We start from the raw sequence: 13,581 nt of genomic DNA, 5'->3' as shown, positions 1-13,581 counted from the left end.
TGACCTGGCGTGCCGTGCGGCCTAACCCACCAGCGCCGCTGCACGCTGGAAGATAGAGACGCAATAGTCCATCAGCGTGTTGGCCAGCCAGCGCCCCATCAGGGTAATGGCTAGCAGCGTCACCAGCAGGCGTGGCAGAAAGCTCAGTGTCTGCTCGTTGATCTGCGTCGCGGCCTGAAACAGGCTGACCAGCAGCCCGACCACCAGGCCTGGGGCGATGAGGACCGCCACCAGCAGCATCACCAAGCGCAGGCTGTCGCTGACCAGGTCGACGGCGATTTCGGGTGTGAGCATGCCGATCTCGTCCTTCTACACCGCGCGTATGCTGGTCACCAGCGTGTTGACGGTCAGCGTCCAGCCATCCACCAGCACGAACAGCAGCAGCTTGAGCGGCAGGGAGATGACCAGTGGCGAAAGCATCATCATCCCCATGGCCATCAGCACCGAGGACACCACCAGGTCGATGACCAGGAAGGGGATGAAGAACATGCAGCCGATCTGGAAGGCAGTCTTCAGTTCGCTGAGCACGAAGGCGGCCAACTTGACGGTAAAGGCGTGGTCCTTTGGTTCGGCCACCGGGGGCTCACCGGCCAGTGCGGAGACCTGGGCCAGCGCGCTCTTGCTGGTCTGCGCCAGCATGAAGCGCGACAACGGCGCTTCTGCTTCTTGCAGCGCCTGCGTCAGGGTGATCTTGCCATCGTCATAGGGGACGAAGGCCTGCTGCCATATCTGCTCACCCAGGGGGCGCATGACCAGCAGGGTCAAAATCAGGGCCACGCCTGTGATGATGCGGGTGGGCAGGCCTTGCTGCAGGCCCAGTGCCTGGCGCAGCAGGGAGAGCACGATCACAAAGCGGGTGAAGCTGGTCATGGCCAGCACCAGCGTGGGCAGCAACCCGAGCAGCGTCATGATGATCAAGACTTGCGTCTTGACCGTGAACTCCGTGCTGTCGCCGTTGCTGTTGGTGCCGAGAATCTGTAGCGGAGCAGACCAGGCTGCGTCTGGTGCCAGCCATGCTGCCAACAGCAGCAGGCCGGCGGTCATCCGTAGCCATCGGGGCATGCGCGCGCCGGCAGTTGCCAGGCAAGCGCCGGGCGCCGGTGGCAGGGCCGTCATGAGGACAGACCGCCCAGGTCGATGTCGGTCAACTCCACGACCTTGAGGCCGTAGTTGTCGCCGGACACCACCACTTCGGCCCGTCCGATCGGCGTGCCATTGACTTTGATGATGAGAGGCTCGCCGGCCAGCGTGTCGAGTTCGATCACGCTGTCCTGGCTGATGTTCACCAGGTCATGCAGGGAGATGCGCGCTGCGCCGACTTCCAGTGTCACGGTGACGGGGATCTTGCGCATCATCTGCGGTACGTTGCGCGGCGTTCGAGGCGCTGGTGCGGGCAATGCGTCCTCCAGGGTCTCGGCGTCGTCTGCCATGTCGTTCAGCAGGGCATCGATGTCGTGCTCGTCTTGGGGGTGGTCATTCATGGCGTATTCACTCTGCATCTTCGAAAGAGGTCAGGCACAGCTTGCCCTTGTGCTCGGCGACCACGGCGGTGAAGAGCCGGGATTCATCGACCAGGACGTCGGTCGGTCCCAGCCTTACGGGAATCACATCACCCACTTGCAGGTCAAGCAGGTTGCCCAGTGGCATTTCCTTCTTCAGCAACTGCGCCAGCAGCGTGAGTTGCAGCACATGCGCCAGCGGCGCCTGCTTGGCGTTGGCGTGCGTGGGGCGCGCACGTCGTTTGGGGGCGAGCTTCTGTAGCAGCCGGGCCATCCAGGCATCGTCGACCGAGAGCCACAGTGGCCCCTCTACCCCGTGAATGGCCTCGCGCACGGTGGCGTGGAAGTTCCACTCACCGGCTCCTGGTGTCGATGCCGGCAGCAGACTGACGCCACTGGAGATCGGCGATGCGCCGGCGACGCTGCCGTCGGCGCCATCGATGCAGTCCGCAAGCACACGTGCCAACAGCAGCCCCAGGCTTGCTGCGAGGCGCTCCTCGGTCTGGGAGTAGGAGGACGCCTGGACAGGGTTCTTGTCGCCGCTGCTTGCGGCGATCTCGTGGTGTAGCCCGTAGCGATAGCTGAATACCGTCCTCACGATGTTGTGGTCGAGTGCCACGCCCATGCGGCCGATGTCGGAGGCGTAAACCTGCCATCGTGTGGGAAGGGGGGGGCGCCCTGCATGGTCGGTGTGGCGGATGGTGACCTCGCCGACCGAGAACGAAGCCCGGTAGCGGCGGTTCAGCTGTGCCAGGAACAAACCCGCGAGGTCGTCGCCCAATTTGCTGGCGAAGCCCGGCAATAGGTGAACCGGCCGGCCCAGGGTGCGGGTGTCAAGCACGCTCGGCATGCTGCTGGCCAGTCTGCTGGAGCGATTGCGGTTCTGGTGGACGGGGCGGAGAAGGTTCGCCATGCGAATTTTCGTTCGTGAAGGTGTGTGGTCAGTGCCCTGGCCGGGTGTCGATCCCCGGGGGCTGTGGCAGTTTTCCTGAAGTAGCGAGGGACCCTCACCATAATGAGAGCTTAATTATGCAGCAGCATTTAAATGGATTGCTCGGTATTGCTTCTGCGGCGGGTTTTCCCAATCCCCATACGGATGTTTCTGGCGGAAATAAGTCTGGGCTCAGTGTGCACATTCCTGTTTCAGGTGTGTGAATGAGGGTGGGGCGATCTTTTTAAAAATTTTGCAAGAGAGCTGTTGACGCACAAAGATACACGGTGTATCTTCGAGTAAACAAGGGCACACCCGCGCGAAAGCCGGGGTCGCAAAGCCTCCGGTCTAAAGTCATCTGACTACGATAGCGGGGCTGCAGGATGGGCGCCTTTTCAAGGCTGGTGTAGCGCCGACGCGGATCGGTGGCTGCTCGTTCGTTCTCATTTCGCTCGTGTGGCGAAAGCGACCCTGTCTAAGCGCGGTTGGCCTCTGTGTGCCGGTCGTTGCTTGTCTGTAAGGTCCTTCTTATGTCTCCTTGTTAGTGATTTTCTAATCCGTGCTTTGCGTGCGGGTGTGCTGGTTTTTGATGGCGATGAGTCGCGGTTGTGCTTCTGAAGTGCAGGATGACTATCGTCTAGAGACAAATCAAATCCCATTTCATATTGAGTTGCTGATTTTTATAATCGGCGATTGCGTTTCTGCGCGTGATTTCATTGCGTATTGAATATGGCGTGCCCGCGCGCTGTGGTTCGTGTAGATGCGCTGTCGTCCATAACCTGGCCTCAGGGGGAAAATGGAAAACGAAAACTCAATGGCAGCGTCCATAAATGCGTCAGTCATGCGCATGGAGGCCAGTGCCTCATCCATTACTGCCATGTATGCCGCACCCGTGTTGCCGGCCATGGATGGGCAATGGCCGCGCGGTGTCGAGGGCGGGTTCCTGGCCAGCATGCAGGCGGCTGTCCGAGGGGTGGATGCCAAAGAGCGCATGGCAAGCGACCGCATTGCGGATGTGGATGGCGGGCGCAGTGATGACCTGGTGGGTGCCATGCTGGCCAGTCAGGAGGCCAGTCTGTCCTTTTCTATGCTGATGCAGGTCCGCAACAAGGTGGTGGGTGCGATGGATGAACTCATCAAGTTGCAGGTCTAGCGCCTCGCGCACGCAAGGCTGAAGATGGGAGTGCTCAATTCCGTTCTGGCGCGCCTGCGCCCTGCTGCGGCCATGCCCCGCCTGCCGGCGGGCGGGCTCAAGGATCTGGCTCCGGTATTGGTGCTGGCCGTTGCGTTGACCGCGCTGGCCCTGGCCTATCTTTGGCGTGATCAAGCGGCCTATAAGCCTCTCTTCGGCGCTCGAGAGAAGGTCGTCGCGGCCGACATGATGGCGGTACTGGATGCCGAGGGAATTCCATATCGACTGCACCCTGACAGTGGCCAGGTGCTGGTGCCTGAGTCGGCATTGGGCAAGACCCGCATGTTGCTGGCATCGAAAGGCGTGATCGCCCGGCCACCGGCGGGCCTGGAGCTCATGGACCGTAACGATCCGCTGGGCGTGAGCCAGTTCGTGCAGGACGTACGCTTTCGCCGAGGCCTCGAGGGCGAATTGGCGCAGAGCATCATGGCGCTCAATGCCGTGGAGACGGCGCGGGTACATCTATCTATCGCACGCTCCTCGTCTTTTGTAACTACCGACGGAGAGAAGAGCTCTGCGTCTGTGGTGATTGCGCTCAAGCCGGGCCGCACTTTGGAAGCGGAACAGATCGCCGCCGTTATCAACATGGTGGCAGGCAGCGTGGCCAGCATGGATCCGCAGCGCGTTAGCGTTGTGGACCAAGCCGGCCACTTGTTGTCCGCCCGGGTCGATCTGAGCGATGGCTTTGAGGCAGGTCAGGGAGCCGAAGCCGGTCGCCGCTACGAGGAGCAGGCGCGTCAGAGTGTGCGCGACCTGCTGTCGCCGGTGCTGGGTGAGGGTAACTACAAGGTCAGTGTCACCGCCAATGTGGACAACGACCGCATCCAGGAAACGCGGGAGCAGTATGGCGATGCACCTCGGGTGACCAATGAGGCGACACGCGAGGAGATGGCGCGTGACCAGATTGCCTTGGGCGTGCCAGGCTCGCTGAGCAATCGGCCGGTCAATGTGCCGGTGGCGAATCCGCCAGGTGCCGGGGCAACGCCGCCAGAGGCCAATACGGCGCAAAAGACCGCGAACACGCGTCAGTACGCCTACGACCGCACCGTCACGCAGACCAAGCGCAGCCGCGGACGGCTAAGCAAACTCAGCGTGGCTGTGGTGCTCAACAACGCGGCGGCACCTGCTGATGGCGCATGGAGTACCGAGCAGATCGCCAACATCGAAAGCCTGCTGCGTGGCGGCGTTGGCATCACAGCGGCACGCGGCGACAGCCTGGTGGTATCTGCGCTGACCTTCCCCTCTGTTCCCATGGTGGAGTCACTCCCCTGGTGGCAGAAGCGTGACAACCTAGCCGATGCTGCCTCATGGCTGGCCTATCCGGCCACGTTACTGCTGGTCTTCTTGCTGGTGGTGCGCCCACTGCTGCGGCTGGCTCAGCAGCGCTGGGCTCCGCAGCAGGCGTCCTTGGTGCCGCCTCTGTCGGATGCAACGCCCGCATTAGGCGCGCCCCCGTCGGCAGCGGCGGCCCTGGCCCTGCAGGGAGGCGCGGCTGGTGGGCAAGCAGGAATGCCTGTGGTGCCCTTGCTCGAAAACTATGACTTGCCGCCACCGGGCTCACCGGTTGACGTGATGGTGGAGCACTTGCGCGTGCTGTCCATCAAGGAGTCCGAGCGCGTGGCCGAGGTGGTCAAACAGTGGGTGCAAAAAAATGCCTGAAGATAACGCTTCCGACATCGCCATGTCCGACGGCGGCGCATTGACCTCGCTGGAGCAGGCGGCCATCGTGCTGTTGAGCATGGGTGAGGAGCCTGCGGCCGCAGTGCTGCGCTGCCTGTCACGCGAAGAACTGTTGCAGGTGACCCAGGTCATGTCGCGCATGAGCGGCATCAAGGTCGAGACGGTCAAGACCGCACTGCAGAAGTTCTTCGATGACTATCGCGAACAGAGCGGCGTGCATGGCGCGTCTCGTTCCTACTTGAAGAAATCGCTGGACTTGGCGCTTGGCAACGACATCGCCGACCGCGTGCTCAATAGCATCTATGGCGATGCGATCCGGCCCAAGATGGCTCGGCTTCAATGGGCATCGCCCAAGTGGTTGGCCGAGCGCATTGCCCACGAACATGTGCGCATGCAGGCGGTGTTCATGGCTTTTCTGCCGCCGGTCATGGCGAGTGCTCTGCTGGATGCATTGCCCACCGAGGGGCGCGATTTGCTGGTGTACCACGTGGCCCAGTTGAAGGAGGTGGACCACGAGCTGCTGCTGGAACTTGATGAACTGGTGGAGCGCTGTCTGGAGACCTTGGGGCTGCAGGGCACCAGCGTCGAAGGGGTACGTCAGGTCGCAGAGATCCTCAACCGCTTGCCGGCCAACCGCCAGCAGATGATGGAGCAGTTGCGTGCGCGCGATCCCAAGGTGGTGTCCGAGATCGAAGTCAGCATGTACGACTTCTTCATCCTGTCGCGCCAGTCCGAAGCTGTCATCACGCGCCTTCTTGAGCAGGTACCAATGGAGCAGTGGGCGATTGCGCTCAAGGGGGCTGAGCCACCGGTGCGCAATGCCGTGCTGCAGGCGATGCCGCGCCGTCAGGCGCAGGCTTTCGAAGACTCCCTGCGCCGTACCGGTCCGATGCCACGTAGCCGGATCGAGCAGGCGCGCGAAGAGATCATGGCCGAGGTCAAGGCCCTGGTGGATGCCGGTGAGATCGAAGTCCAGCTGTTTGCCGAGGCCGTCGTCGAATGAGGCTGCCTATGCGATCCCATCGCTTTCCACCGCTGGAGCAGGTGTCCCAGACGATTCAGCCGGGCGGCGTGGGCACGTCGCAAGTCGAGGGCTTCCAGAAAGGTATGGAGCGTGGTTATCAGGAAGGCCATGCCAGCGGCCTGCAGGTCGCGCGCGAAGTCGGTCATGCGGAGGGTCATCGGGAAGGCTTGAGGCAAGGAGTGCAGCAAGGCTACGTCGAGGCACGCGCCGCCTTTGATCGCCTGTCTGCGCCCATAGACGCCGTGCTGGCAGGCTTGCGGGCACAGCAGGATGAATACCAGACCGTAGTGCGCAAGGAGGTCATCGACCTCGTGGCCAAGGTGGCACGCCAGGTCATACGCTGCGAGTTGGCCCTGCAGCCGGTGCAGATGTTGGCGCTCGTGGATGAGACGTTGGCCACGATGCCGCCAGCCCCGAAAGGCGTCGAGGTCTTTCTGAATCCGGGGGACCTGCAGCGCATACGGGAGCTTGCGCCCGATCGCCTCCAGGATTGGACGCTGATAGATGATCCGCGTCTGGAGTCGGGCGAATGCCGGATCAAGGCCGGGCACCAGGAGGCCGACGCTGGCTGCAGTCAGCGATTGGCGGCCTGCATGGGGCAGATCAGTGCCCAATTGCTGGAGCCTGGGCACAAGGCCGTTGATGCACTCGACGTGCAGGACGTGTCAGCCGTAATGCCTCCCAGGGCCGTGGCCGCGAAGAAGCCGCGTGCACGCCGAACGGTGGCCAGTGCTGGCGCTACTGAGTTCGTGGAGAACTCACCGTGATTGGGTCAGCCATCCGCAAGCTGGAAGTCACCGCAGTACCGGTGGCCACACCGACCGGGCGTCTGGTGGGGGCATCGGGCCTGTTGCTGGAAAGCGTTGGCTGCCCGCTCCACACCGGCCAGCGCTGCAGCATAGAGACGGCGTCCGGCGCCTGGATCGACGCGCAGGTTGTGGGCTTTCGTGAAGAAGTCTCCTTCCTCATGCCGCTCAAGAAGCCTGATGGCTTGTCCACCGGTGCCCGGGTGCTGCCCCTGCATGCGCGTGGCGACCTGCGTATCGGTCCCGCCTGGCTGGGGCGAGTGGTGAATGGGTTGGGTGAGCCAGTCGATGGCCTGGGCCGCCTGACGGGCGAGCATGTGCTGGACGTTCATCCACCGCGTGTGGACCCTTTGCGCAAGCAGCCGGTAGGCGACCCGCTGGACGTCGGCGTACGCGCCATCAATGGCTTGCTGACCCTGGGCCGCGGTCAGCGTGTCGGGCTGATGGCCGGCAGTGGGGTAGGGAAAAGCGTGCTGCTGGGGCTGATCACGCGCCAGACCGTAGCTGATGTGGTGGTGGTTGGCCTGATTGGCGAGCGCAGCCGTGAGGTGCGAGAGTTTATCGACATGTCGTTGGGGGCTGAGGGCCTGCGTCGGGCTGTTGTGGTGATTGCCCCTGCCGATGAATCGCCGCTCATGCGCCTGCGCGCCACCGAGTTGTGCCATGCCATCGCTGCGCATTACCGTGACCAGGGGCAGCATGTGCTGCTGCTGGTGGATTCGCTCACGCGCTATGCCATGGCCCGCCGGGAGGTGGCCCTGGCATTGGGCGAGCCGCCTGCGACGCGCGGCTACCCGCCGTCTGTGTTCAGCCTGCTGCCGCAGTTGGTGGAAGGTGCGGGCAACGGCGAGAACCCCCAGGGCAGCATGAGCGCCATCTATACGGTGCTGGCAGAGGGCGACGACCAGCAGGACCCGGTGGTGGACACGGCGCGAGCCATCCTGGATGGCCATATCGTGATGTCACGGGCGCTGGCCGAGCGTGGGCACTATCCTGCCATTGACATTGCCGCCTCGGTGAGTCGCTGCATGGCCCAGGTGGTTGACCTGGCGCACCAGCGTGCCGCCAGGGAATTGAGGGCGCTGGCCGCGCGTTATGCCCAGGTGCGCGATCTGCTGCCGTTGGGCGCCTATGTGCCGGGGACTGATCCGGCCACGGATCGTGCGGTCAAGCTATACCCTCGGATCGAGGCCTTCTTGCACCAGGGCGTGCGCGAGGCGGCACCGCTGGAAGCCACAGTGGCGCAGCTCCAAGCATTGATTGCAGCAGAAGGAGTGCCAGCATGACCGAGCAGGACAAGCTGCGCAGCCTCGGGCGGCTGGTCGATCTGCGTGGGCGCGAGCTTGATCGCCTGACGGCCGATATGGCCGGAAAGCAGGCCATACGCGTGCGCTATCGCAGCAACATAGAGCGCATGGAGCACCTGGCGCGCGACAGCGGCGCCAGCGGCAGCCTGCCGCTAGCCCAGTCGGGCAACTGCGCCGACTACAAGCAGGCCATGCTCCAGATAGTGAACGCTCACCGGCAGGACCTGGACTTGCACGAGGCGGACATGGCTGTTGCTCAGCAGGCGCTGATCGTGGCCGCTCGGCACAAGAAGGTGTTGGGCCAAGTGCTGGAGCAGCGCCATCAGGACGCCGCACGCGCCCAGACTGTGCAGCAGCAAAAGCGAGATGACGAGCTGGCGTCCCAGATGTGGTGGAGGGGGCGTACATGAGCTGCGGCGCCCTATCGGGGAACGGTGTGAATGCGATCGGGAAGGTCCAGGAGGCGCGGGACGGGGCTGTATTTCAGTCGGAGGCGATTCTGGTCGCCTTCGCCTATGCAAGCCCCATTTCGCGTCACCAAGGAGTTCATCATGGCTGATATCGATCCCGTCACGCAGGCCACGCAGATGGCCAGCGCCTATGTGCAGCCCGCACAGTCACTGCTTACCAAGAAAACCCAGGCGGCACAGGCGACATCGACAGCCCTGACTAAGCTGCAGTCCGCATTGCGCGCATTCGACAATGCCGTGGCAAGTTTGTCGGGGAAGAAGGGGCTTGCCCAGAATACGGCGAGCTTCACCGGTTCATCCATAGGGACGGCAACGGCCACCTCCAGTGCTCAGCCTGGGAGCTACGCCTTCTTCGTTGAGCAGATTGCCGCAGCAAATCAGGTCGCGTTCGATGATCTGCCGGCCGTACCGGTGGCGTTGGGCGGGCCACTAGTGGTGCAGCTAGCCGATGGCTCCAGCTTCACGGTAGACCTCAATGCGGCGGACTCCGACAATAACGGCACGATTTCACAGGCGGAAATCGCGCGCGCCATCAACCAGGCCAACGGCAACCAGGGCAAGGTGTCTGCCACGGTGGTCAATGCCGGCGGCCAGACCAAGCTGGTCCTGACTGCGGGAGAGACCGGCGCCAACAGCGCCATCACCCTTGATGCCAGTGGGCTTCCCGACAGCGCGCTCAAGGATGCCTTGAGCGCGACCCCCAGCACGCTGGTCCAGGCCCGTGACGCCCGTGTCTGGTTTGGCGCGCAAGGCACCGGCACGCTGATGCAGCAGGCATCCAACACCTTCTCTTCGGTGCCGGGCGTCAGCATGACATTCACCCAGGCGCAGGCCTCGGGCGATGCGCCGGTAACTCTTACCGTTTCGGCCGACAAGGACGGCACGGCTAGCAATGTGCAGGCATTTGTAGACGCCTACAACGCGCTGAAGAAGGTCCTGGACGACTTGACCAAGGTCGGTGACGTGGATGCGGGCACCAGTTCGGCCGCCTTCGCTTCCGATGCCAGCGTGCGTGCCCTGCGCAGTCGGCTTAACCAGATGGTGCGGCAGGATTTTGGCGGCGCCAGCCTGTTTGGATTGGGCGTCAGTGCCGACCGCAGCGGCAATCTCTCGTTCGATAAGGAAAAGCTCGAGAAGCGGCTGATGACCGACCCTGACGCGCTGGACAAGGTCTTCGGCAGCGCCAGCGTGGCCAACAGCAGCGGGCTGCTGGGTACCCTGGACAAGTACATGGATGCTTGGCTTGACAGCAGTACCGGGCAAATCGCGCGCAGGCAGCAAACCGTACAGACCCAGCAGAAGGCGCTGACCTCTCGGCAGACGCGGCTCAACGAGCAGTACGACCTGATGTACATGCGCTATCTGAAGCAGTTCAGCCAACTGCAGACGCTGATGGCGCAAATGGAGCAGACCTCATCCACTCTGTCCGCGTCACTTACCAGCGGTTGAAGTCCGTCCATTCTTTTCCCAGAAGCACCATGATCGCCCATCACGACGCCTACGGCAGCTACCACGCTGTCAACCTCAGTGCCCAGGCTTCCCAGGCCTCGTCCGTCCAGCTTGTGCTGCTCCTGACGGATGGCCTGCTGGAGGAGCTGGTGCGCGCCAAGGCTCATATCGAGGCCCGACGCTATGAGCTCAAGGCGCGCAGCCTTGACCGTTGCATCGACATTCTCAATGGCTTGTCCAGTGCGCTGGACACCGACTCGGGTGAAGCGGTGGTTTCCAGCCTAGGGCAACTGTACGACTACTGCGCCGAGCGTCTCTATCAGGCGGGGTTCAAGCTCGATCCTGGCCGGGTGGACGAAGTCATACGCTTGGTCACGACTCTGCGTCAGGGTTGGCAGGGCATGCACGCCCGCCTGGGATAGATGAGCAGCATGGATCGGACGACCCAATTGCGAGATCTGGCCCTGCGCCTGTCGCGCTGTGTCGCGGCCGGCGATTGGGCGGGTCTGCGTGTTGTGGATGTTGAGATCGAGGCGCTGTTGTCGCATGGCCCGTGGTCTGCGGGCGAGCGCGCGACTGCCGCCAGCCTGTGGCGCGTGCACGATCATGCGTTGCAGCGTTGCCGGGATGAGGTTGCCAAGGTCAGCGGCCAGTTGCGGGATCTGTGCGAGCACCGCGACGGCTGGCTGGCCTATGCCCTGGAGAGCAGCGGTTGGAGAGGGGAGTCGGCATGAGCAACATCTCCCAGGCCTTGCACCGCCGGTTTTTCTATCCTCTTGGGCGGATTTACGTGTTTGGTGACTGCGGCTTCGCGCCCTGTGAAAGGTCGAAATGACAGCTTTTTCCATGGCTCCGCAGGCCGCTCCGACTGCTACATCGGCAATGCCTGTCGAGGATGAGGTATTCCCGATAGCTTCTGGCACGACGCTACGGGGGGATGGATCGGCTCCGCTCTTCATGGACGCCATGCGTGCGGCGCAGGGGAATCCACAGGATGTGCTGTCATTGACTGAGGTGTCGATGACAGAGGGGGAAGGGAGTGTCCACGAGGATGCTTCGGACGCGAGCGGCGCTGAGCTCCAAGGCATGCAGGCGGCGCCTGCGATGGAGGCCTTCGCCGCGATGCAGTCGGTGTGGTGGCGCGAAGCGGGGCAGGTGGCCGCTGTGTCGCCTGAACCGGCATGGGCGGGCGGGATTGCCCGTGGGGGCAATGGTGCGCAATCGGCCATCACGCCATTGCTCGTCTCGCAGGGGGCAGCGTCGGTTGCAATGCTCCCGGCTGAGCCTACGCAGAGGATGCCAGGGCTCTTCGCGGAGTCATCGTCAACACCGTCTGCGGACGTGACATTCGCACAAGCTTCGCCGCTGCAGGAAGCCCAGAGCCCGCGCCGTGGAAAGGAGCGCCAGGTCGAAACCTTGTCCCAGACGGGCACGCTGCCGTCCTTGCGCGAGCAGCCCTCCCGGGAGACCCGCACCTCGGCGTCGATGGCGGACGGTAGCCGCTCGGCGGTGACGGTATCTGTGGAGTTGCAGGCTTCGGCCTCTCCGCTGGCGCCAGAGGCTGGCCTCCGCGCCAAGGAGGCGGCTCCGGCAGAGCTTGCCGCCCGGCAGCCGGCTTTGATGCAGGCCCTGGGTGAACGGATCAAGGTACAGATTGCACAAGGCAGCGAGCGGGCGGTGATTCGATTGGATCCTCCCATGATGGGGCGCTTGGAGATCGTCATCCGACACGAAGCGGGCGTGCTTCAGGTCCAGCTCCATGCCTCGCACAGCGAAGTAGTCCGACAGCTCCAGCAAATGAGTGATGGCCTGCGGCAGGAACTCGGGCAACGTCAGTTCAGCGATGTGTCGGTGCTTGTTTCTCATGGCAGCGAACGCGAATCCGCTGGGCGGCAGCGCAATGGTCAGGACCAGGATGCCCCCGATCCTGCGCCCGGCCGAGCTCTGGCCGAGGCTGAGGCTGGCCATGAGCACTCACTCTTCACATTGGCCTGACGTTGGCTCTGACACTGCATGATCAAGAGAAAAATCCTCCCCCTGCTTGCTGCGCTTCTCGCAGGCCTGCTCATGGTCGCGGCGGGCGCTGCAGGAGCTTGGTGGCTGCTGCGCCCCAACGTCGCCACGACGCAGATGCAGCTGGAGAAGAAGCCAGAGAAGGCAGTGATCCGCGATGCGAAGTACGTGAGCCTCGACAAGGTCATCGTCATGCTGCGCAGCCGTGAGGGCGAGCCAGTCTCGCGTTACATGTCCATCGATCTGGTGTTCAAGACGGAAGCCAAGACCGAGAAGCTGGTGCGCGAGCAGTTGCCTCTGTTGCGCAGCATTGCCGTGCGTTTCCTGTCCTCATACACGATGGACAAGGCTTCCCTGGCAACGGTGGAGGAGCTAACCACCGATATCAGCCGCGCGTACGCAGAGAGCTATGCGCATGACGATAGTCCGCAGCCGTTCATCGATGTGATGATTGGCAAGCTCATCATCGAGTGATTCGACGATGCAGACCGCCTATGCCGAAATGCAGAGTGTCGCCGCCGTGGCCTGTGACCGGGCCGAGGAGCAGCGCCATTTGCTGGCATATGTTCCCCTGGTCAAGCGGACCGTGCACCAGCTGCATGCGCAGGTGGGAGGCGTGGTGGATCGCGACGACATGCAGCAGATCGGTTTGATGGGGCTGCTGGAGGCCTTGCGGCGCTACGGCGTACCGGATGAGCGCTTTGGTGCCTACGCGGCGGTACGCATACGCGGGGCCATCCTAGACGAGCTGCGCCGGCAGGATTGGCGGCCGCGAGCGGTGCGCCAGGAGAGCCATCGCATGCGTGATGCCGTGCGCCAGCTCACGCGCAAGCTCGGGCGCGAACCCTCCGAAGCGGAGACCGTGCGAGCACTGGGGATCACCCCCGAGGCGTACCAGGAATACCAGCTTGCGGAGAACGCCGAGCAGCTTGCAAGCTTTGACGAGCTGATCTATGAGCTCAGCAATCAACCTTCCGAGATGCAGTCTCCCGAGGCCCAGATGATTGCCCGGCGCAGCATCGAGCAGGCTCTGCATGCGTTGGACGAGCGCGAGCAGCGTGTGATCCAGCTGTACTACGAATTCGACCTGAGCTTCAAGGAGATCGCAGCCGTGCTCGATCTGACCGAGGCGCGTATTTGCCAGCTCAACAAGGGAGCCTTGCGCAAGATGCGCGAGCTTCTCCAGCCCTCCTGAGCCCCCTTTTCACGG

The 13,581-nt window shown here is 63.1% G+C and carries 16 protein-coding genes and 1 riboswitch; of the genes, 12 read left to right on the top strand and 4 right to left on the bottom strand.

The window, feature by feature from the left end; translation table 11 throughout:
- Window positions 1-21: 21 nt before the first annotated feature.
- From fliQ to AAFF27_20920, 4 genes are all read right to left on the bottom strand, one after another.
- Entirely contained in the window at window positions 22-294 is a 273-nt protein-coding gene (gene fliQ, locus AAFF27_20935; GenBank protein XAH22455.1) for a flagellar biosynthesis protein FliQ, read from the bottom strand.
- 15 nt (window positions 295-309) lie between these two features.
- Entirely contained in the window at window positions 310-1,044 is a 735-nt protein-coding gene (gene fliP / locus AAFF27_20930) for a flagellar type III secretion system pore protein FliP (protein ID XAH26282.1), read from the bottom strand.
- 68 nt (window positions 1,045-1,112) lie between these two features.
- Window positions 1,113-1,481, bottom strand: a complete 369-nt coding sequence (locus tag AAFF27_20925; protein ID XAH22454.1) for a FliM/FliN family flagellar motor switch protein — start codon at window positions 1,479-1,481, stop codon at window positions 1,113-1,115.
- Between the two features lie 7 nt (window positions 1,482-1,488).
- Window positions 1,489-2,412: a FliM/FliN family flagellar motor C-terminal domain-containing protein gene (locus AAFF27_20920; protein ID XAH22453.1), complete on the bottom strand. Its 924-nt coding sequence runs from the start codon at window positions 2,410-2,412 to the stop codon at window positions 1,489-1,491.
- A 316-nt stretch (window positions 2,413-2,728) separates the two neighbouring features.
- Window positions 2,729-2,814: riboswitch (cyclic di-GMP riboswitch) on the top strand.
- A 412-nt stretch (window positions 2,815-3,226) separates the two neighbouring features.
- Here AAFF27_20920 and AAFF27_20915 point away from each other — a divergent pair.
- The 12 genes from AAFF27_20915 (at window position 3,227) to fliA (ending at window position 13,566) form a co-directional block, all read left to right on the top strand.
- Window positions 3,227-3,583: a flagellar hook-basal body complex protein FliE gene (locus AAFF27_20915; GenBank protein ID XAH22452.1), complete on the top strand. Its 357-nt coding sequence runs from the start codon at window positions 3,227-3,229 to the stop codon at window positions 3,581-3,583.
- Window positions 3,584-3,613: 30 nt separating this feature from the next.
- Window positions 3,614-5,281, top strand: a complete 1,668-nt coding sequence (gene fliF, locus AAFF27_20910) for a flagellar basal-body MS-ring/collar protein FliF (protein ID XAH22451.1) — start codon at window positions 3,614-3,616, stop codon at window positions 5,279-5,281.
- Window positions 5,274-6,305, top strand: a complete 1,032-nt coding sequence (locus AAFF27_20905) for a flagellar motor switch protein FliG (protein ID XAH22450.1) — start codon at window positions 5,274-5,276, stop codon at window positions 6,303-6,305. The genes fliF and AAFF27_20905 overlap by 8 nt, the downstream gene beginning before the upstream one ends.
- An 8-nt stretch (window positions 6,306-6,313) precedes the next feature.
- The gene (gene fliH, locus AAFF27_20900; GenBank protein XAH22449.1) at window positions 6,314-7,093 is read left to right on the top strand and encodes a flagellar assembly protein FliH; all 780 of its coding nucleotides are present in this window, start codon (window positions 6,314-6,316) and stop codon (window positions 7,091-7,093) included.
- Complete coding sequence (fliI, locus tag AAFF27_20895) at window positions 7,090-8,418, top strand: flagellar protein export ATPase FliI (GenBank protein ID XAH22448.1); 1,329 nt, start codon at window positions 7,090-7,092, stop codon at window positions 8,416-8,418. The genes fliH and fliI overlap by 4 nt, the downstream gene beginning before the upstream one ends.
- Window positions 8,415-8,849, top strand: a complete 435-nt coding sequence (locus AAFF27_20890; GenBank protein XAH22447.1) for a flagellar FliJ family protein — start codon at window positions 8,415-8,417, stop codon at window positions 8,847-8,849. The genes fliI and AAFF27_20890 overlap by 4 nt, the downstream gene beginning before the upstream one ends.
- Window positions 8,850-8,990: 141 nt before the next feature.
- Complete coding sequence (gene fliD / locus AAFF27_20885) at window positions 8,991-10,358, top strand: flagellar filament capping protein FliD (protein ID XAH22446.1); 1,368 nt, start codon at window positions 8,991-8,993, stop codon at window positions 10,356-10,358.
- 32 nt (window positions 10,359-10,390) lie between these two features.
- Complete coding sequence (fliS, locus tag AAFF27_20880) at window positions 10,391-10,780, top strand: flagellar export chaperone FliS (GenBank protein ID XAH26281.1); 390 nt, start codon at window positions 10,391-10,393, stop codon at window positions 10,778-10,780.
- A gap of 9 nt (window positions 10,781-10,789) precedes the next feature.
- Window positions 10,790-11,092: a hypothetical protein gene (locus tag AAFF27_20875; GenBank protein ID XAH22445.1), complete on the top strand. Its 303-nt coding sequence runs from the start codon at window positions 10,790-10,792 to the stop codon at window positions 11,090-11,092.
- A 223-nt stretch (window positions 11,093-11,315) separates the two neighbouring features.
- Window positions 11,316-12,353, top strand: coding sequence for a flagellar hook-length control protein FliK (locus AAFF27_20870; protein XAH22444.1), 1,038 nt, complete (start codon window positions 11,316-11,318; stop codon window positions 12,351-12,353).
- Between the two features lie 18 nt (window positions 12,354-12,371).
- Window positions 12,372-12,845: a flagellar basal body-associated FliL family protein gene (locus tag AAFF27_20865; GenBank protein ID XAH22443.1), complete on the top strand. Its 474-nt coding sequence runs from the start codon at window positions 12,372-12,374 to the stop codon at window positions 12,843-12,845.
- Window positions 12,846-12,852: 7 nt separating this feature from the next.
- Window positions 12,853-13,566, top strand: a complete 714-nt coding sequence (fliA, locus tag AAFF27_20860; GenBank protein XAH22442.1) for an RNA polymerase sigma factor FliA — start codon at window positions 12,853-12,855, stop codon at window positions 13,564-13,566.
- Window positions 13,567-13,581 lie beyond the last annotated feature (15 nt).

Origin of the sequence: Xylophilus sp. GW821-FHT01B05 (genome assembly GCA_038961845.1) — a bacterium.
Lineage (GTDB): Bacteria > Pseudomonadota > Gammaproteobacteria > Burkholderiales > Burkholderiaceae_C > Xylophilus.
This window is presented reverse-complemented; position numbering and strand designations above follow the sequence as displayed.